Genomic DNA, 19193 nt, shown 5'->3' with positions numbered 1-19193 from the left:
TTTATGAATAAATTGTGTCATAAAGAATTTGCTAATTTAGAAAAAATAGGTAGTTTATTAGTTTTTATTTTTGCTTTATTTGCAATAATTTTATCAAATTCTCCATATTGTTATTTTTATGAAAAAGCGTTAAATTATGTAGTTCGAATAAAAATATTTAATTTTTTAGTTGCAAAATCATTTTTATCATTGGTAAATGATGGTTTAATGATTATTTACTTCGTACTGGTTGGTCTCGAAGTTATAGATGTTCTTATAGAAAATTTTCTTGTTAACAAAGTGAGTATGTTAATTTTTAATATTGTTGTTTTTAGTGGTTTAGTTTTTCCGGCATTTGTTTTTTTTATTTTTAATAAAAATTATATAGAATATTTAAAAGGATGGTCTATACCAATTTCTACTGATATTGTTTTTTCTTCAAGTGTTATTAATTTTTTGGATCCTTATGTATCTTATTCTTTAAAAAGTTTATTAACTGTTATTTCTGTTTTTGATGATATACAATCAATGATTGTGATATCTATTTTTTATTCTAAAAAAGTTCCTTTATTTTTAGGATTATTTTTAATTAGTATTATATTGATTTATTTATTTTATTTTAACTTCAAAAGTTCTCTATTGTTTATAACTATTGGTTTTTTTTCATTATTTTTTCTTTTTAAATCAGGTGTTCATGGAGTTTTGTCTGGAATAATTATTTCTATAATTGTTTCTAAATATAAGAATTTAAATTTTTTAATATATTTTAAAAAATATTTAAAATATTTTGTAACATTTTTTATTTTACCGATATTTGCTTTAGTAAATTCTGGTATAGTGTTTGTAAATTTTAATTTTTCAATGTTATTGCATCCTATTTTTCTTGGTGTGTTTTTTGGTTTATTAGTAGGAAAACAAATTGGTATATTTTTACCATTGTTTTTTTTTATTAAGATTAAATGTCTATTAAAATTAGATAGTAATATCAAATCTTTAGATATTTATGGGATTTCTTTGCTTTGTGGGATTGGATTTACAATGAGTATATTTATTGGGTCTATATCTTATCATTATGATTTATATTATATGACTTTGGCTAAAGAAGGTATATTTTTAGGTTCATTTTGTTCGGGAATGTTGGGTATTTTTGTCTTAAATAATGTAAGTACAAGAAGAAATGATAATTTAGTTAAGAAATGCTAAATTAATTTATTTTTTTTAAGTTGTTTCATGATTAGCTATTTTTATAGTAGTTTAATATTTTAATTATTTTAATTTGAAACCTAATTTTATTAACAATTTATTTTCTAAATTTTTCATGATTGTTTTTTCTTTTTTTTTAATATGATTAAATCCTAATAAATGTAGGATTCCATGAATAATTATAAAAGCTAAATATTTTTTAAATGGTTGAGCTATTTTTTTAGATTCTATTTTTAAAATCTTTGTACATATAATAATGTCTCCTAAGAAATGATAATTTAATTTTTTATATGTAGAAATAGAACTAGGAAAAGACAATATATTTGTAATTTTGTTTTTTTTTCTGTATAAATAGTTTAATTGAATTATTTCATTTGGACATACAAATTTAATAGTAATTTCAGCAGTTTTTATTAAATTTTTTAATATTAATTTTGCCCAAAAAATAATAGTTTTAATTTTTATTGGAATATAATTTTTGTGTGAATATTGTATATCTATATAATATTTTTTTTTCATAAGATATTGTTTTATTATTTTTAATAAGTTTCTTTTTGATAGTTTTGATAAAAATTAAAAAAATTGCAAGAATCTTTTATAGAGTTAATATATATGTAAATATAAATATTTTTTGTAAAGTATTGAGGTTCGATTTAAATGAAAAAGCGTGTGGTTTCTGGTATACGTGCTAGTGGAGATTTGCATATTGGACATTATCATGGAGTTATTAAACATTGGATTGACTTACAAAGTCAATATGATTGTTATTTTTTTATTGCAGATTTACATGGGTTAACGACTTGTTATAAAAATCCAAATTCTATTAAACCTTTTGTTTGGAATATGTTGGTTGATTTGTTTGCATGTGGAATAAATCCAAATATGTGCAAGATTTTTATTCAATCTTGGATTTCAGAACATATTGAATTATTTTTATTACTTTCTATGATTACTTCGTTAAATTGGGTTGAACATGTTCCTTCTCATAAGAATCAAAAACAAAGAAATTTTTTAAAAAAAGATTTTATGACATATGGTTTTTTAGGTTATCCTATTTTACAAAGTTCTGATATATTACTTTATAGAGCAGATTATGTTCCAATTGGTGAGGATCAAATTGCTCATATTGAATTAACTAGAAAAATTGTCAGAAAATTTAATTTTTTATATAAAGATAATAATCTTTATATAAAACATTTAATTTTTAAGGCTATTCAAAATTTAAAAAATAATTATAGTAATTATTATATTTTTTTAAAAAAAATTTTACAAAATAATGATGGGTGTAAGTTAATTAATGAAATTAAGTTGTTTTTAGCAAATTATAAAAAGTTTCCTTTAAGAGTTAAACAGAATTTATTAAATAATTTTGATGTTTATAGAAAAAAGATATTGAATGAACCAAAAGCAATAATAAGACATGGTTTTTCTAAAGTACTAGGAACTGATGGAAAAAAAATGTCTAAATCATTTCATAATACTATTTCTTTAAGAGAAAATTTAAATGATGTGAAAAAGAAGATATTTTCTATGCCAACTGATCCTAATCGTATAAAAAGATATATCCCTGGAAATCCAGGAAATTGTTCTGTATGGCAATTACATAGTATTTATTCAACAGATTCTTTAAAGGAATGGATAAAATCTGGGTGTTGTTCTGCTAAATTTGGATGTGTTGATTGTAAAAAAATGATTGTTGATTCTATTAAAAAGGAATTATTTATAATTCAAGAGAAGATTCAATTTTATCAATCAAAAATAAATTTAATTAAAAATATTGTAATAGAACATACTGAAATAGCAAAAAAAGAAGCTAGAAAAACATTGGATGAAATAAAAATAATAATGGGTTTAGATTATTGATTTTATTTAATAAGATATTGATATTGGATGTTTAACATTAAAATTTATTATTTTATATAAATATGTATGAATGGTTTTTGAAAATTTAAAAATGTTAATTAAAATAATGTTCTATTTTAATAGTAAAAAGTATTGGTAAATATGGTCAATAAATTTAGGAATGGTACTGATTTTTCTAATCAAGCTAGACAGTGGTGGGATAAAAATGGTCCTTGTCATATACTTCATTGTATTAATCCTGTGCGTATTGAGTTTATTTGTAAGTTTTGCTCTCTATTTAAGAAAGAGGTTTTAGATGTTGGTTGCGGTGGAGGTATTTTATCAGAATCTATGGCGATGTTAGGAGCAAATGTTACTGGATTGGATATTGAAAATTCCCTTATTAATATAGCAAAATGTCATGCTATTAAAGAAAGTCTTGTTATAGATTATTATTGTATGCCTATTGATCATTATGGTAATAAATTATTTGATGTTATTGTTTGTTTAGAATTATTAGAACATGTTAAAGATCCTTGTTCAATATTGTATCACTGCTATAGATTATTAAATTCTAGTGGTTACTTATTTATATCAACTATTAATTCTGGAATTATATCGTATATACAAATTGTTGTTATAGCTGAATATTTATTAGGTATAATACCAAAACAAACACACGATTTTCGAAATTTTATATCTCCAAGTAAACTTGCAAGTATTGCAAGATCTGTTGGATTTAAAGTTATTGATTTAAAGGGAATGTCGTACAATGTTTTTACTAGAAAAGCTAAAATTACTAATAAAATATGTGTAAATTATTTTATGGTTTTGCAGAAAAAATAGATTAATATATTTGTTGATATTTTATTTATGAATTCGATATATTTGATTGAGATTTTATATTTATTAATATTGAATCAATATTGGTTGTTTATTTAAATGATCAAAATTGAAATTTATTTCGCATATTTTTATTATTGTTAGTGATAATTTTGATTTTTTATATTTTTTGTTGTTTTATATATGTTTTAAAGTAGTCTATAATTTTAATAGATATTTTAGATAATCCAATTTGATTTAATTGATTTATTTTTAACCATTTTTTTATATTTGATTTTTTACTTGTATAAGATTGGTTTGATTTAATTTTTATTGCTATTGATTTTGCATTGAGTATAAAGTTACTTATTGAATATTTAAAATTAGTTAATAAGTATATATTTTCAATATTATTTATATTATATTTATTTTGAATAAAGTCTTTAATAGGAGTTTTATAATCAATATAAGGAATAGTCCATAATTTTGGCCAAAGTTTTTTGTAAGATTGTTTTGTAAAAAAAATTTCGTTATATGAATTATATATTAGTAAAAACTTTTTATATTTTATAATATTTTTTTTATTATATTTATGATAAGACAATGGAGATATTAATTTGTTTTTTTTTTGAGATACAATTTGTATGTAAAGGACAAGTTGTGCAATTAGGATGTTTTGATTTACAATGAAAATATCCTAGATCCATAATTGCTTGAGTATAATCTGCACTACGTTCTTTTGACATACATTTATTTGCAAAATTGATTAATTTAACATTTAAATGTTTTTGACTATTAATATAACTTAAATTGAAATATCTAAACAGTACACGTTTAGCATTAGTATCTAGTATTGCTTTTGGTAAATTAAAAGCTTGAGACATTATAGCGGCAGCTGTAGATGGTCCAATTCCAGGTAATTTAATTAAGAATTTTGTTTGTTTAGGGAAATTTCCGTTATATTTGTTCCAGATAATTTTGGCAGTTTTAATTAAATTGATAGCTCTATTATAGTATCCAAGTCCTGACCAATATAAAAGGATTTCATCTTCAGACGCTTTAATAAGATGTTGGATATTAGGAAATTTTTTTATAAAACGATTGAAATATGGGATAACTGTTTTTAATCGTGTTTGTTGTAACATGATTTCAGATATCCATATTTTATATGGATCTGGATTAATAGAATTTTTCCATGGTAAATTTTTTCTGCCATATTTATCAAACCATTTTAGTAATGGTTTAGTAAATGTTTCTGTAATGTTTTTCATATTTTGGCTAAAGTAAAATTTATTTTTTTGATATTTTTTATTATGTAATTTTATATGTTATTTTATATTTAATAAAATTTAATATTTTTAAGTAATTTTTTTAATAAAAATTAAAATTTTTAATTTTTATATTTTTTTAACTTTTTATAAAAAATATATTTATTGTTTAAAATATTAATTTTTATGTGATTTTAAAATTTATAGTATTATTCATTTTATGAAATCTAATATAAAGAAATTTATTAAAGAGTTAAGAAAAAGAATTAGACTTTATAATCATTATTATTATAATCTTAATAGATCTTTAGTTTCAGATTTTGTTTATGATAAATATTTTAAACGATTAAAAGAGTTGGAAATTAAATATCCAGAGTATATTAATTCTGATTCTCCAACGCAATTGGTTGGAGTAAATCCTAGTAATTGTTTTAAAAAAATTTTTCATAAGAAATCTATGTTGTCGTTATCAAATGTTTATTCTTTTAAAGAATTAAAAAAGTTTTTTCATTGTATTTATAAAAAGTATTCTAAAGATATTAATAGTATTTTTTTTACTTGTGAACCAAAATTTGATGGAATAGCAATTAATTTAATTTATGAAGATGGAAAATTAGTTCATGCTGTAACACGTGGAAATGGATTGATTGGAGAGGATGTAACTGTTAATGTAAAAAATATATCTGAAATTCCGTTGATATTGCCAAAAAATGTAAATTTCAATTTTATTGAAATTCGTGGAGAAATATATATTGCAAAAAAAGATTTTCTTCAAGCCAATAAAATAGCTAAATTTTCAAATAAATCAGTTTTTGCTACTGCTAGAAATGCAGCTTCGGGTGTTTTACGTAGATTAAATAATAATTTATATCAACATATACCATTATCTATATATTGTTATGGTATCGGTGCTTTTAATGGTTTTTTTTTACCAAATAGTCATTTTTTTCGGTTACAGTTTTTAAAAAATATAGGATTTAAAATAAGTTCTAAAACTAAATTGGTTAAGGGATTAGATTCTTGTTTTTTTTATTATGAACAACTTAGAAAAAGTCGTATGAATTTTCCATATGAAATTGATGGTATAGTATGTAAGGTTGATGATATTTGTTTACAAAATAAATTAGGATATTCAGCTCGTTTTCCAAAATATGCTTGTGCATATAAATTTTTATCAATGGAGAAAGAATCCAGAGTAATTTCAGTAGATTTTCAAGTTAGTAGATTTGGAATTTTAACTCCAGTAGCTAAATTAGATCCAATTTGTATCAATGGAGTAGTAATTAAAAGAGTGACTTTAAATAATTTTAATGATATTCGTCGAAAAGATATTCGTATTGGTGATTTTGTTAAGATATGTAGATCTGGAGATGTTATTCCTAAAATTTCATCTATTGTTTTGAAAAAAAGAAGTTTCTTAGTTAAAGAAATAAATTTTCCTAGAAATTGTCCTGTCTGTAATTCTCTTATTATCAGTAATGTTAAACGATCTATATTTTTTTGTACTGGAGGATTGTTTTGTTTTGCTCAATTAAAACAAGTATTAAAACATTTTTCTTCAAATGAGGCTATGAATATTAGAGGAATTGGTATATCTATAATTAACAAATTAGTTGAAATTAATTTGGTTAAGTCTATATCTGACTTATATTCTTTACAAGCAAATGATTTTTTAAAAATACCAGGAATAGGTTTGAAATCTTCTAAAAAACTTTTTAAATCTATTGAAAATAGTAAAAATACTACCTTTGCAAGATTTTTATATGCTTTAGGTATTAAAGGTATAGGTACAGTACATGCACATTTGTTATCTTCTAATTTTCAAACAGTTGAAGATTTAAAATTAGCTACATTAGATAATTTATTATCTATTAAAAATATTGGACTTACACGTGCAAAAAATATTTTATTATTTTTAAATGAAAAAAAAAATTTGGATGTGATTAATAAGTTATTAGATTTTGGAATTTCTTGGAAAATAAATATTAAATTATTGAATAATAAAAATTTTAATTTTTTTAGTGGGAAAATTATTGTTTTTACTGGAACATTAATTAAAATAAAACGAAAAGATATTAAGATGCATATGTTGAATATAGGGGCCATAGTTAATAATCATGTTTCTAAAAATACCAATTATCTTATTAAGGGTGTTAATCCTGGTTTAAAACTTAATAAAGCAATTAAACTTGGAATTGATATTTTAAATGAAGATAATTTTTTTAGGATGTTAAAAATGTATAGTAGTGATTTTGAAAATGAAAAGTGAAAGGAAATTTGTTCATTTACGATTACATACTGAATTTTCTATTGTGGATGGATTAATTAGAATTTCATCATTAATGAAAAGATTGCAAGATATGAATATGAATTCTGTTGCTGTTACTGAATTTTGTAATCTTTTTTCAGTCATTAAGGTATATAGGTCTGCTATTAGAAATAAGATTAAACCTATTTTTGGTAGTGATTTATTATATTGTTTTTCTGAAGATTTAGAACAAATATCATCTTTAGTTTTTCTATGTCAAAATGAAATAGGTTATAAAAATTTGATGGCTCTTATATCTAAATCATATCAAAATAAATTATTTGGAAGTAAAATTGATTTACCTCTGATATACAGTTCCTGGTTAAGTACTTATTCAGAAGGTTTAATTGTTTTATCTGGTGGAAGGTTAGGCTGCATTGGAAGAGCATTATTATTAAATAATGAAAAATTAGCTTTTAAAATGGCTAAATTTTTTTCAAAAATTTTTTATAATCGATTTTACTTAGAAATTCAAAGAACTGGAAGAGTAGGAGAATCTGAATATAATAAAAAAGTAGTTTATTTAGCTGATAAATTAGGTTTACCATTGGTTGCTACAAATGATGTTTGTTTTTTGTATAAAAATGATTTTGAAGCTCATGAAGTACGTGTTTGTATTAATAAAGGTTATACGTTATCTGATAATAATTGTTATAAAAAATATAGTTCTCAACAGTATTTACGTTCTGCAGAAGAGATGATTCTTTTATTTAAAGACTTACCTCAGGCAATAAAAAATACAGTTGAAATTTCTAAACGTTGTACAGTGATGTTTAATACTACTAATAAATATTTACCTAATTTTTTTACACCTAATGGTGAAAAGGTTGAAGATTATTTATCTGATTTATCTATAAAAGGGTTATTTAATCGTTTTAAGAATATTATTTATTTAAGAGAGTTAAATGTTAATAATAGGCTTTTTTTAAAGTATAAAAAAAGATTAGAAAATGAATTATATATTATTAATAATATGGGTTTTGCTAGTTATTTTCTTATTGTTGCTGATTTTATTTGTTGGGCTAAAGAAAATAAAATTCCTGTTGGACCTGGTAGAGGATCTGGAGCTGGTTCTCTTGTTGCATATTCTTTAAATATTACTGATATAGATCCGATACAGTATAAATTATTTTTTGAGCGTTTTTTAAATCCGGAAAGGGTTTTTATGCCTGATTTTGATATTGATTTTTGTATTCTAGGAAGAGATCGTGTTATTGAATATGTTTCAAAAAAATATGGAAAAGAAAATGTATCTAAAATCATCACATTTGGTACTTTATCTGCAAAAGCAGTTGTTAGAGATGTTGGTCGTGTTCTGGGTTATTCTTATAATTTTGTTGATAAAATAGCAAAATTAATTCCTTATACATTAGGTATTTCTTTACATGAAGCATTATATCAAAATAATATTTTAATGAGTCGTTATAATGAAGAAGAAGAAGTAAAGGAATTGATTGATTTATCAATAAAACTTGAAGGAATTGTTAGAAATGTTAGTAAACATGCTGGAGGGATAGTAATTTCACCTTCAAAATTAACTAATTTTACAGCTATTTATTGTGAAAAAGACTCTTTGCAATTTATGAGTCAATTAGATAAAAATGATCTTGAATACATTGGGTTAATAAAATTTGATTTTTTAGGTTTAAAAACTTTAACAATTATAGATTGGGCGGTTTCATTTATAAATAAAGAAAAGAAAAAGTCTAATAAAGATTATATTAATGTTAGTTTATTACCATTGAATGATGAAAAAACATTTTCTTTACTTCAATCTTGCAATACTATTGGTATTTTTCAATTAGAGTCATATGGTATGAGGAAATTGATAAAGAAAATAAAACCTAATTGTTTTGAAGATATTATCTCATTAATTGCATTATATAGGCCTGGTCCATTACAATCAAATATGGTAGAAAATTTTATTGATTGCAAAAGTAGAAAGAAAGAAGTTTCATATTTACATGTTAGTTTAAAAGAGATTTTAGAGGAAACTTATGGGGTTATTCTTTATCAAGAACAAGTAATGCAAGTTGCACAAGTTCTTGCAAATTATAGTTTAGGATCTGCTGATTTATTAAGAAGAGCTATGTGTAAAAAAAACAAAGATGATATGGATAAGCAAAGAAATATTTTTGTTAAAGGTGCAAAACAATCTAATATTTCGTCTAAATTAGCAATTAATATTTTTAATATAATGGAAAAGTTTGCAGGATATGGTTTTAATAAATCTCATTCGGCAGCTTATGCTTTACTTACTTATCGTACTGCATGGATTAAAGCTAATTATCCTGCATTTTTTATGACAGCTGTTATGTCTTATGATATGAGTAATACAGATAAAATAATTATGTTTATTAATGAATGTGGTAGATTGAATATTAAAATTCTTCCTCCATCAATTAATAAATCACAGTATAAATTTATGGTTGTTAATGATCATTCGGTTTTATATGGACTTGGTGCTATTAAAGGATTAGGAATATCAATAATTAAATTGATTGTAGAAGAGCGTATAAAAAACGGTGAATATATTAATTTATTTAATTTTTGTTATCGTATGGATTTAAAAAAAGTTAATCGTAGAGTTTTAGAAGTTTTAATAAAAAGTGGAAGTATGGATTGTTTTATGGAAAGTAGATCTATTTTATATGAGTCATTGGATAGTGTTTTAAAAAATGTTAATAGAATTCATAAAGACATTGAATATGGACAAATTAATTTGTTAAATTCTTTGGAAGATGATTATAAAGAAGATAATGGTTGTATTAAATTAAAGGATTCTTGGTCGGATTATAAAAGACTTTCTGGTGAAAAGGAGACATTAGGATTATATTTAACAGATCATCCCACAAAAAAATATGTTAAAGAATTTAAAAAATTTATTCTGACTATTTTTGATTTAACTTTTATTAAGAAAGGTTTATGTTATTCCTGTTGTGGATTGATAAATAACATTAAAAGTATTTTAACAAAGAATGAAAAAGAAATTATAATTATTAATATAGAAGATTATTCTGCTGTAGCAGAAATTGTTGTTAGTTCAGTTTTTTATCAGAAATATAAAAATTATTTAAAGTTGGGAGAGATATTATTGTTTAATGGAATTATAGTAGATAATTATTATAATAATTTTGTGAGAATGATTTTAAGAAAATTTTATTATGTTCATAAAACATAAATATTGTTATAAGATTTTTTATATAAATTTTAAATAACTATTTAAAAGTATAATTTTTATTATAGATAAATTTATGAAAAATAAAGTTTTATATAATAGATATTTTTTATAAAATAAAATTAATTAGATTTAAAAAAATAAATTTTTTGTATTAAATCATTTTATATAGTAGATTGCATATCTGTGGAGATTTTGTTATATAAAATAATGTTTTATATAATAATAATATATGCTTGAAGTTAAAGAATTAGATTTTGGTTATACGGATAAATTTCTTTTTGAGAATGTAAATTTTTGCATAGATAATGGTCAATTATTGCATTTAAAAGGAGATAATGGAGTTGGCAAAACGACTTTATTAAAAGTGATATCAGGTATTTTCCACCCTGAAAATGGATATATTTTATATAATGGTACAAATATCTTAGATAATTTATTTTTATATCAAAAAAATATTTGTTTTGTTGGGCATAAATTAGGGTTTTCTCCATTATTAACTGTAAAAGAAAATATTTTTTTTGATATACATTTATTTAATTTTACAGTAGATTATAAAAAAATATTGAAACAATTTAATTTGCAAGATTTTTATGATGATTTATGTTACTATTTGTCTATAGGGCAAAAGCGCCTTGTTTCCTTGTTAAAAATTTTAATTACGAATGCTAAATTTTGGCTATTAGATGAACCGTTTGTCTCTTTAGATAAGAAAATGATTATTTTCATAAAAAAAATTATACTTACTCATTTAAGTCGTGGTGGAATGATTATATTGGTATCTCATCAGGATATTGTTTTGAAAAAAGTTAATTATTTGGAATATTTTTTAAATAAAAGATATGATAAATGTAAGGATATTGTTTTTAAGACAAATAAATCGTGAATTATTATTATGTATGAGACAACCAAGTGTTATTTTATACTCTGTTTTGTTTTTTTTAATGGTTAATATATTTTTTCCTTTAACTTTATCTTCAGAATATGTATCGATTGTAAGTATTTCTCCTGGTTTATTTTGGATATCAATATTGTTAATGTGTTTATTATCTTCATCTGTATTATTTATGCAGGATTATGAATATGGTGTTATTGAACAATGGTTAGTATCTGGTTATCCATTGGTATTGATGGTAAGTGCAAAAATCTTTTCTTATTGTTTTTTAAATTTATTATCAATTTTAATATTTTGTCCATTTTTGGCACTATTGTTTAATTTCAATATTTATAACTTATTCATTATAATATTAAGTTTTGTATTTGGAAGTCCAACTATTTTTTTTCTTGCAGCATTTGCTTCTGCTTTGGTAAAAAAACATTCTCAGAAGGGAGCATTGATTTCTATAGTTTTTTTTCCACTAAGTGTTCCAGTAATTATTTTGGGAAGTACTATCATAAGTAGTAGTATGAATCATTCTCCTTTTGGAATTTATTTAATTTCTCTATTATTAATTTCTTTGTTATTTATGAGTTTTTTACCATTTGTTATCACAGAAGTTATTCGTATTAATTTTAATGATTAAATATTTTAAAAATAAATTAAGTTTTATATGTTAATATGTTATTAATTTTTTAGAAAATTTATAGTTTATGTTTAAGTTATTTTTTAAATCGCGTTTTTATACTGAAAGAACTTATTTATTTGCTGAAAGATGGTCTAAACGATTTAATATTATTTTTTGTATTTTTTTGATTTTAGGTTTTTTATGTGGATTATTTTTTTCTCCATCAGACTATTATCAAGGAGATGCTTTTAGAATTATGTATGTACATGTACCAATTGCTTTTTTATCTATAATGATTTATATTATTATGGCTTTTTTGGCATTGATTTTTCTTACTTTAGAAATTAGAATAATTATTATTTTATTGGATAGTTGTGTTGTTTTAGGTGTTTTAATGACATTTTTAACCCTTATAACTGGTAGTATATGGGGGAAACCAATTTGGGGAACTTGGTGGGTTTGGGATGCTCGTTTAACTTCAGAATTAATTTTATTTTTTATATATTTATCAATTTTTATTGTTGGTAATAGTAATTATGTAAATAGAGAAAAGAATTTTAAGATAGTATCTATTTTGATATTAGTTGGTTTAGTTGATTTACCGATTATTCATTATTCTGTTATTTGGTGGAGTACTTTGCATCAAGGGTCTACTTTTTCCCTTTTTTACGGTTCTAAAATTACCTTTAGCATGTATTATCCATTAATAATGACATTATTAGGATTTATTAGTTATTGTTTTTGGTTTGTATTTCAAAAAATTTGTTATGAAATTATTTTACACGAATATGATGTTAAATGGATTAAATCTCTTATTATATTAAAGAAATTATGAGAAAAATTTTTATTGTTTTTAAAATGGGAGATTATACATTTTATGTATGGATTTCTTATATTATAGTGGTTGTTACATTATTGATTAATTTTTTTATTTTAAAAATAAAATATTTAAAATTAAAAAGTAAAATTTATAAATTTTATTTAAAAAAAAATAAAAGATGAGTAGGATAAAAATAAATAAAATGTTATTAGTTTTTTTTACTTTTATTTTAATTACTTTATTAGTAAGTGTAACATTAATTTTATTAAAAAATAATGTTAATTTTTTTTATACTCCAACACAGATTTTACACAAAAAATTTCAAAAAAATTGTACTATTCGTTTAGGTGGAGTGGTTGTAAAAAATAGTATTTTTAGAGGATCTAGATTTTTTGTTAAGTTTCGATTAACTGATTATAGAAATACTTTTACAGTAATTTATAATGGAATTTTGCCAAATTTATTTAAGGAAGGGCAAGAAGTAGTAGTAAAGGGTAAAATTATTTATGGTAAAAAGATTTTTGTAGCAACAGAAGTTTTATCTAAACATAGTGCTAATTATATACCTTATAAAAAAAAGATTTTTAATTTTAATAAGTAATGTTATTTTATTTTATTTAATAATTATTAATACGAGTATATTTTATGATTGCTGAAATTGGTTTATTTTTTTTGTTTATTGCTTTAGTATTTTCTATACTAATTGTTGTGGTTCCTATTTTTAAAATTTGGAAAGAAAATAAGGTTTTTTTGGGAAAAATAATTTTTTTATATGCAAGAATGCAGTTTTTATTTGTTTTTTTTTCTTATTTTTGTCTTGTTTTATGTTTCGTAAAAAATGATTTTACTGTAACTTATGTATTAACTAATTCTAGTTTATATTTACCATGGTTTTATAAAGTGTGTGCTGTTTGGAGTGGTCATGAAGGATCTATATTATTTTGGATTTTAATACTTAGTTTTTGGATGTTAATAATTAGTTATTTTTCTATGGGATTTAAACTAATAAATAGACTTTATTCGTTAGTTGTATTGGGGGTTTTAAGTATTGGATTTTTTGTTTTTTTATTATTGGAATCTAATCCATTTGAACGTCAATTTTTTTTACATTTTTCCAATGGATTTGATCTAAATCCTATATTACAAGATGTAGGTTTTTTATTACATCCTCCTATTCTTTATATAGGATATGTTGGATTTTCTATAATTTTTTCTTTTGTTATGACAATCTTATTTTTTAAGGAAAATAGAAAAGAAATATTTTGGTGGGAATTAATAAGACCTTTAGTTTTATTTTCATGGTGTTTTTTGACTATAGGTATTATTTTAGGTAGTTGGTGGGCTTATAGGGAGCTTGGATGGGGTGGATGGTGGTTTTGGGATCCGGTGGAGAATATTTCTTTAATGCCTTGGTTGATTGGCACTGCTTTATTGCATTCTTTATTAATAGATGAGAAAAAAAAATATTTAAGTATTAGGAGTATTTTGTTGGTTGTTGTTTCTTTTTTTTTAAGTCTTATAGGTACTTTTTTAGTAAGATCAGGAATTTTAATATCAGTACATTCTTTTTCTATAGATCCTAAGAAAAGTTTTTATATTTTATGTTTTTTCTTTTTATTAGTAATTTGTTTTTTAATATTTTTTTCCTTAAAAATAAAAAATTTTTTCTTTGCAAGTAAAAGAAATGTTTTGTTTAGTTTTTATGAAAGAATTTTATTATTAAACAATATTTTGTTGATTACATGTACTATAACTATTTTTTTAGGAACAATATATCCAATTATAATTGATGTTTTAGGTTATGGAAAAATATCTGTTGGAGCTCCATATTTTAATGTTATGTTTAGTTTTTTGATATTACCTTTAATATTAATTATGGGTTTTGGAATTAATTTATATTTTGATAATGTTTTTTTGATCAAAAAGAAATGTAATTTTAAATATATTATTTGTATAAGTTTTTTTATATCTTTTATTTTTTTATATTTGTTTTTTAATGTAATTAAAATTTATGCTTTATTAGGGGTATCTTTATCATTTTATATTATTTTAAATTTATTACAATTAGTTTTGGTACGTATAAATAAATATTATTTAAATAAAGAAAAAATAAGATTTTCATTTTTTGGAATGATAATTTCACATTTTGGTATTGCAATTATGTTAATAGGTATTGTGCTTTCTTCAGCATATAAGAATCAAGAGATTGTTAGTATGAATTTAAAAGACATTGCTTATTTTTCAGGATACAAAATTTATTTTTTTGATGAGTTGCCTTTGTATGGACCAAATTATCATGGTATAAAAGCTCAATTTTTTGTATACAAGAATAATAATTATGTAAAAAATATTTATTCAGAAAAACGTATTTATAATGTAACTAACATGGTAAAAAGCATAGCAGGTATTGATAAAAATTTTTTTCGTGATATATATATAACTTTAGGAGATCCTATATCTAATACAGAATGGGTTATATATTTTTATTATGAACCATTTATTAGGTGGATATGGTGTGGTGGAATATTAATTTTTTGTGGTGGTTTATTTGGATTAATAGCACCATATTTATCAAAATTTAACAAAAAGAAATTATGTTTTTATATAAAAAAATTTTTAGGAAAATAAATATAGTTTTTTGGTTTAGTTTAAGTTTTATCTTAACTTTTTTGTTATTATATCTTTTTTTTAAAGCTTTATTTCTTAAAAAAGAACAGTTTTATTGTTCATATTTAGGAAAAAATTTATTTAAGTATCAATTTATTTCTAATAAAGGAAAAAAAATTAGTTTATTTAAAAATATGAAAGGACATTTATCATTATTAAATGTATGGACAAATTATTATGATTCTTCTATTGAGGAACGAAATTTATTGATGTTTTTATCTAAAAAGGGTTTTTATATATATGGTTTAAATTATAAAAATGATATTTATAGTATAAAAAAATGGTTATTTATTTGGGGAAATCCTTATAAGTTTATAATTACAGATTATAATGGAGAAATATCTATTGATTTGGGAATTTATAATTTTCCTACTACTTTTTTAGTAGATAAAAATGGAATTGTTAGGATTTGTTATGTTGGAGAATTAAGCAAGAAAGTATGGAAAACAATTTTTTTGCCGAAAATTAAAAGTTTATAATAATAAATTATAAAAGTGATTAGATTATTTTTAATATTTTCTTTTTTTTTGCTGGTTGGAATGACAAAAGTTTTTTATCCTTTTCATGTAATACAAGAAAAGGATCGTTTTATATATTTATTAAAAAACTTTAGGTGTCTTGTTTGTCAAAATCAGGATTTATTAAATTCTAATTCAGAATTTTCTAATAATTTAAAAAATAAAATTTATATGTTAATAATGAATGGTGAAAATGATGTTAGTATTATTAATTACATAGTTAGTAAATATGGTTCTTTTATATTATTAAATCCATTTATTACAGTTCAAACTATTATTTTATGGTTTGGTCCTGTATTTTTTTTGTTGTTGGGATTGTTTATATATATAATATATGTATATAATTCAAAATATGATAAATAAAATTGTTTTTATTTTTTTGATTGTTTATATTTATAGTTTATTATATTTGGATTAGTATAATTTTCTAATTTTTTTGTTAAAAAAATCAAATTTTTAGATTTTTTTCCTAATGGAAGGATAATATTTTTAGCTTTTTGAAAATATGTGTTTATAATATTATTTAGTTTATTTTTATCATATAGTGTTGCAAATGTCTTTTTTTGGTTTATAAAATCTGAAGATCGTTTTTTTCCTGAAAAATTTTTATTATAAAAATCTAAATAATCATTTTGAATTTGTAATGCTAAACTTAAATAATGTGCATATTTATTTACTATTTTTATAATTAGGGATGATGGATTTGTAGGGATTTTATAAACCATTTTGAAACATGCAGAAATTAATTTTTCTGTTTTTAACATGTATATTTTATATAATGTTTTTTTATTTAAGTGATGATTTTTTGTTATATGTAAATCTAAACTTTGCCCACTGATTATTCCTTGTAATCCAGAACTTAATAAAAGTATATGTACAATTGATATTATTTTGTTAGGTTTTAATAATTTAGATAATTTTTTTAATAGAAAATCAGTAGCAAACGCTTGCATAGCATTTCCAGTTAAAATAGCAGTTGCTTCATCAAAGAATTTGTGGCAACTTAGCTTGCCTCTTCGATAATCATCATTATCCATTGATGGTAAATCATCATGTATTAATGAATAGCAATGTATTAATTCAATTGACACAGCGATAATATCTAATATAGATTTTTTTTTAATTCCAAATAATTCTCCACATAAATAAACTAACATTGGTCTTATTCTTTTTCCACCAGGGAAAAGTGTATATAGAATTGCTTTTTTAATACGTTTAGATGGAATATCAATATCATGAAAAATATTTTTCAAAAAAAATTCGTGTCGTTTTGAATAATATTCTAGAGTTTTATTGTTCATTTATTTATTTTTTCTATAGACAAAATAATTGCTAATATTTATTTTTATAAACAATTATGATCTTACTATATTTTTTATTTAAGGATCAATTAAATTTAAAAATGATTTTTTATCAAAAATATTAATGGATATTAATGTTATATTAAGTGTGATTAATGATTTTGTATATAAAAAAAATTATTTTTGTTATAAATATAAATTTTTTTAAAATTGTTGTTAGTAATATATTATTTTTTTATATATAGGAATTTTAATGTATATGAATATATAGTATTTTATATATATAATTTTGGAGATTTTATAAATGTTTGCATTGACTGGGAGTTATATTGATCATTATCAGTTAACAACTGCGCAGGTATATTTTTTAAGAAAAAAAAGTAAAGATAGAGCTATTTTTGACTATTTTTTTCGTAAAATTCCCTTTAATGGTGGATATGCAGTTTTTGCTGGTTTAGATAATTTACTTAATGCGATCGAAAAGTTTCATTTTGATGAAATTGATGAAAAATATTTTAAAGAACTTAAGTATCATTCCAATTTTATTAATTATTTAAAAAATTTTCGATTTAATGGTACTGTTTATTCAGTATTAGAAGGAGAGATAGTTTTTCCATTTTGCCCATTAGTTATTATTGAAGCCAATTTAATTGAAGCTCAATTAATTGAGACTATATTGCTTAATATTTTAAACTTTCAAACTTTAATTGCTACAAAGGCTAGCAGAATACGAAGAATTGCTGGAAATTGTCAATTATTTGATTGTGGATTAAGAAGATCTCAAGGTTTAGGTGGATATCATGCAAGTAGAGCATCTATTATTGGTGGTTTTAATAGTACAAGTAATGTTAGTATTGGTCGTGATTATCAAGTACCTGTATTTGGCACTATGACACATTCTTTTGTACAAAGTTATAAAAAAGAGTCTGATGCTTTTCGTGATTTTTTTTCTATTTGGCCTAAATCATGTCTTTTTTTGTTAGATACATATAATACTTTGTATAGTGGAATTCCCAATGCAATTAAAGTTGCTAAAGAAATAGAAAAAACTGGTAAAAAATTAATGGGTGTAAGATTAGATAGTGGAGATTTATTTTATTTAGGAAAGAAAGTAAGATATGCTCTTAATATTGCTGGTTTGGACTATATTAAAATTGCTGTTTCTAATCAGTTAAATGAATATGTTATTAAAGATTTACTGGATAAAAAAATTCCTATTGATATTTTTGGAGTAGGAACTGATTTAGTTATTGGTTATCCTGATGCAGCATTAGATGGTGTTTATAAACTTTCTTTTTTAAATTGTAATCCAAGTATTAAATACTCTGATGATATTTACAAAAAAAATTTTCCTTATAAAAAACAAGTATATAGAGTTTTAGATAAAAATGGATATTTTTTAGGAGCAGATGTAATTTCTTTAAGTGAAGAACATAAAGTTTCTGTTATGCATCATCCTTTTAATAATAAAAAATCTTTATTTATTGATAAATATGATCAGAAACCTTTATTACATAAAGTTATGGAGAAAGGCAGGCGTTTATTTTCTTCGAAAGAATTAGTAGATATTAGCAAATATAGTAGTAAACGTTTAGAATTTTTGCCTAATAAATATAAATGTTTATTTCGTCCTTCAGTTTATAAGGTTGGTTTAAGTGATATTTTAAAAAAAAAGTTTAATAAAATTTTAAGTCTAATTTAAATAAGATTGATTGGTATCAAAGTGATAATTTTATTTTTTTTGTAAAAAAAATCTTTTTTAAAAATATTGATCTATCTATA

At 22.0% G+C, this 19193-nt stretch carries 18 protein-coding genes; 14 read left to right on the top strand and 4 right to left on the bottom strand.

Annotated elements, in window-relative coordinates:
* Positions 1-3 precede the first annotated feature (3 nt).
* Positions 4-1182, top strand: coding sequence for a Na+/H+ antiporter NhaA (locus tag RQL38_RS00570; RefSeq protein WP_338521758.1), 1179 nt, complete (start codon positions 4-6; stop codon positions 1180-1182).
* 63 nt (positions 1183-1245) lie between these two features.
* Here the strand turns inward: RQL38_RS00570 and ybeY are convergent, their stop codons facing one another.
* Positions 1246-1701 carry an rRNA maturation RNase YbeY gene (gene ybeY, locus RQL38_RS00565; protein WP_338521756.1) on the bottom strand — a complete coding sequence of 152 codons (456 nt, stop codon included), beginning with the start codon at positions 1699-1701 and terminating at the stop codon, positions 1246-1248.
* A gap of 138 nt (positions 1702-1839) precedes the next feature.
* Between ybeY and RQL38_RS00560 the strand changes: the two genes are divergently transcribed.
* Together RQL38_RS00560 and ubiG are read left to right on the top strand one after the other, a co-directional pair.
* Positions 1840-3045, top strand: coding sequence for a tryptophan--tRNA ligase (locus tag RQL38_RS00560; protein WP_338521754.1), 1206 nt, complete (start codon positions 1840-1842; stop codon positions 3043-3045).
* Between the two features lie 141 nt (positions 3046-3186).
* Complete coding sequence (ubiG, locus tag RQL38_RS00555) at positions 3187-3870, top strand: bifunctional 2-polyprenyl-6-hydroxyphenol methylase/3-demethylubiquinol 3-O-methyltransferase UbiG (protein WP_338521753.1); 684 nt, start codon at positions 3187-3189, stop codon at positions 3868-3870.
* Positions 3871-4027: 157 nt separating this feature from the next.
* On the opposite strand, the gene RQL38_RS00550 is transcribed toward ubiG, so the two are convergent.
* Positions 4028-4450, bottom strand: a complete 423-nt coding sequence (locus RQL38_RS00550; RefSeq protein ID WP_338521751.1) for a hypothetical protein — start codon at positions 4448-4450, stop codon at positions 4028-4030.
* Positions 4437-5117: an adenine glycosylase gene (locus tag RQL38_RS00545; RefSeq protein ID WP_338521749.1), complete on the bottom strand. Its 681-nt coding sequence runs from the start codon at positions 5115-5117 to the stop codon at positions 4437-4439. The genes RQL38_RS00550 and RQL38_RS00545 overlap by 14 nt, the downstream gene beginning before the upstream one ends.
* Positions 5118-5334: 217 nt before the next feature.
* Between RQL38_RS00545 and ligA the strand changes: the two genes are divergently transcribed.
* From ligA to RQL38_RS00500, 10 genes are all read left to right on the top strand, one after another.
* The gene (gene ligA, locus RQL38_RS00540) at positions 5335-7383 is read left to right on the top strand and encodes an NAD-dependent DNA ligase LigA (RefSeq protein ID WP_338521747.1); all 2049 of its coding nucleotides are present in this window, start codon (positions 5335-5337) and stop codon (positions 7381-7383) included.
* Positions 7373-10603 (top strand): DNA polymerase III subunit alpha, encoded by a 3231-nt coding sequence (gene dnaE / locus RQL38_RS00535; RefSeq protein WP_338521746.1) that lies wholly within the window; start codon positions 7373-7375, stop codon positions 10601-10603. Before ligA ends, dnaE begins: the two co-directional genes overlap by 11 nt.
* A 229-nt stretch (positions 10604-10832) precedes the next feature.
* The gene (ccmA, locus tag RQL38_RS00530; protein ID WP_338521745.1) at positions 10833-11486 is read left to right on the top strand and encodes a heme ABC exporter ATP-binding protein CcmA; all 654 of its coding nucleotides are present in this window, start codon (positions 10833-10835) and stop codon (positions 11484-11486) included.
* Positions 11487-11499: 13 nt separating this feature from the next.
* On the top strand, positions 11500-12123 hold the full coding sequence (locus tag RQL38_RS00525; protein WP_338521743.1) for a heme exporter protein CcmB: 624 nt from the start codon (positions 11500-11502) through the stop codon (positions 12121-12123).
* 67 nt (positions 12124-12190) lie between these two features.
* Entirely contained in the window at positions 12191-12940 is a 750-nt protein-coding gene (gene ccmC, locus RQL38_RS00520) for a heme ABC transporter permease CcmC (protein ID WP_338521742.1), read from the top strand.
* Positions 12937-13107: a heme exporter protein CcmD gene (gene ccmD, locus RQL38_RS02605; protein ID WP_422388205.1), complete on the top strand. Its 171-nt coding sequence runs from the start codon at positions 12937-12939 to the stop codon at positions 13105-13107. Before ccmC ends, ccmD begins: the two co-directional genes overlap by 4 nt.
* Positions 13104-13526: a cytochrome c maturation protein CcmE gene (locus tag RQL38_RS00515; protein WP_338521741.1), complete on the top strand. Its 423-nt coding sequence runs from the start codon at positions 13104-13106 to the stop codon at positions 13524-13526. The genes ccmD and RQL38_RS00515 overlap by 4 nt, the downstream gene beginning before the upstream one ends.
* Before the next feature lie 44 nt (positions 13527-13570).
* The gene (locus RQL38_RS00510; RefSeq protein ID WP_338521740.1) at positions 13571-15553 is read left to right on the top strand and encodes a heme lyase CcmF/NrfE family subunit; all 1983 of its coding nucleotides are present in this window, start codon (positions 13571-13573) and stop codon (positions 15551-15553) included.
* The gene (locus RQL38_RS00505; RefSeq protein WP_338521738.1) at positions 15520-16071 is read left to right on the top strand and encodes a redoxin family protein; all 552 of its coding nucleotides are present in this window, start codon (positions 15520-15522) and stop codon (positions 16069-16071) included. The genes RQL38_RS00510 and RQL38_RS00505 overlap by 34 nt, the downstream gene beginning before the upstream one ends.
* A gap of 15 nt (positions 16072-16086) precedes the next feature.
* Positions 16087-16473 carry a cytochrome c-type biogenesis protein gene (locus RQL38_RS00500; RefSeq protein ID WP_338521736.1) on the top strand — a complete coding sequence of 129 codons (387 nt, stop codon included), beginning with the start codon at positions 16087-16089 and terminating at the stop codon, positions 16471-16473.
* An 8-nt stretch (positions 16474-16481) separates the two neighbouring features.
* Here RQL38_RS00500 and RQL38_RS00495 read toward each other — a convergent pair whose 3' ends face one another.
* Positions 16482-17411 (bottom strand): polyprenyl synthetase family protein, encoded by a 930-nt coding sequence (locus tag RQL38_RS00495; RefSeq protein ID WP_338521735.1) that lies wholly within the window; start codon positions 17409-17411, stop codon positions 16482-16484.
* 304 nt (positions 17412-17715) lie between these two features.
* Between RQL38_RS00495 and RQL38_RS00490 the strand changes: the two genes are divergently transcribed.
* A complete protein-coding gene (locus RQL38_RS00490) occupies positions 17716-19113 on the top strand; it encodes a nicotinate phosphoribosyltransferase (RefSeq protein ID WP_338521733.1) in 1398 nt (465 codons plus the stop codon).
* Positions 19114-19193 lie beyond the last annotated feature (80 nt).

It is taken from the genome of Candidatus Legionella polyplacis (assembly GCF_037013735.1).
In the GTDB taxonomy this organism is placed as follows: domain Bacteria; phylum Pseudomonadota; class Gammaproteobacteria; order Legionellales; family Legionellaceae; genus Legionella_E; species Legionella_E polyplacis_A.
The sequence above is the reverse complement of the archived record's forward strand: the minus strand, read 5'-3'. Positions and strand labels throughout refer to the sequence as shown.

What these genes read in the sequence shown, in the direction of transcription:
- RQL38_RS00570 (WP_338521758.1), top strand. Translation starts at nt 4, where the DNA reads ATGAATAAATTGTGTCATAAAGAATTTGCTAATTTAGAAAAAATAGGT.
- ybeY (WP_338521756.1), bottom strand. Translation starts at nt 1,701, where the DNA reads ATGAAAAAAAAATATTATATAGATATACAATATTCACACAAAAATTAT.
- RQL38_RS00560 (WP_338521754.1), top strand. Translation starts at nt 1,840, where the DNA reads ATGAAAAAGCGTGTGGTTTCTGGTATACGTGCTAGTGGAGATTTGCAT.
- ubiG (WP_338521753.1), top strand. Translation starts at nt 3,187, where the DNA reads ATGGTCAATAAATTTAGGAATGGTACTGATTTTTCTAATCAAGCTAGA.
- RQL38_RS00545 (WP_338521749.1), bottom strand. Translation starts at nt 5,117, where the DNA reads ATGAAAAACATTACAGAAACATTTACTAAACCATTACTAAAATGGTTT.
- ligA (WP_338521747.1), top strand. Translation starts at nt 5,335, where the DNA reads ATGAAATCTAATATAAAGAAATTTATTAAAGAGTTAAGAAAAAGAATT.
- dnaE (WP_338521746.1), top strand. Translation starts at nt 7,373, where the DNA reads ATGAAAAGTGAAAGGAAATTTGTTCATTTACGATTACATACTGAATTT.
- ccmA (WP_338521745.1), top strand. Translation starts at nt 10,833, where the DNA reads ATGCTTGAAGTTAAAGAATTAGATTTTGGTTATACGGATAAATTTCTT.
- RQL38_RS00525 (WP_338521743.1), top strand. Translation starts at nt 11,500, where the DNA reads ATGAGACAACCAAGTGTTATTTTATACTCTGTTTTGTTTTTTTTAATG.
- ccmC (WP_338521742.1), top strand. Translation starts at nt 12,191, where the DNA reads ATGTTTAAGTTATTTTTTAAATCGCGTTTTTATACTGAAAGAACTTAT.
- ccmD (WP_422388205.1), top strand. Translation starts at nt 12,937, where the DNA reads ATGAGAAAAATTTTTATTGTTTTTAAAATGGGAGATTATACATTTTAT.
- RQL38_RS00515 (WP_338521741.1), top strand. Translation starts at nt 13,104, where the DNA reads ATGAGTAGGATAAAAATAAATAAAATGTTATTAGTTTTTTTTACTTTT.
- RQL38_RS00510 (WP_338521740.1), top strand. Translation starts at nt 13,571, where the DNA reads ATGATTGCTGAAATTGGTTTATTTTTTTTGTTTATTGCTTTAGTATTT.
- RQL38_RS00505 (WP_338521738.1), top strand. Translation starts at nt 15,520, where the DNA reads ATGTTTTTATATAAAAAAATTTTTAGGAAAATAAATATAGTTTTTTGG.
- RQL38_RS00495 (WP_338521735.1), bottom strand. Translation starts at nt 17,411, where the DNA reads ATGAACAATAAAACTCTAGAATATTATTCAAAACGACACGAATTTTTT.
- RQL38_RS00490 (WP_338521733.1), top strand. Translation starts at nt 17,716, where the DNA reads ATGTTTGCATTGACTGGGAGTTATATTGATCATTATCAGTTAACAACT.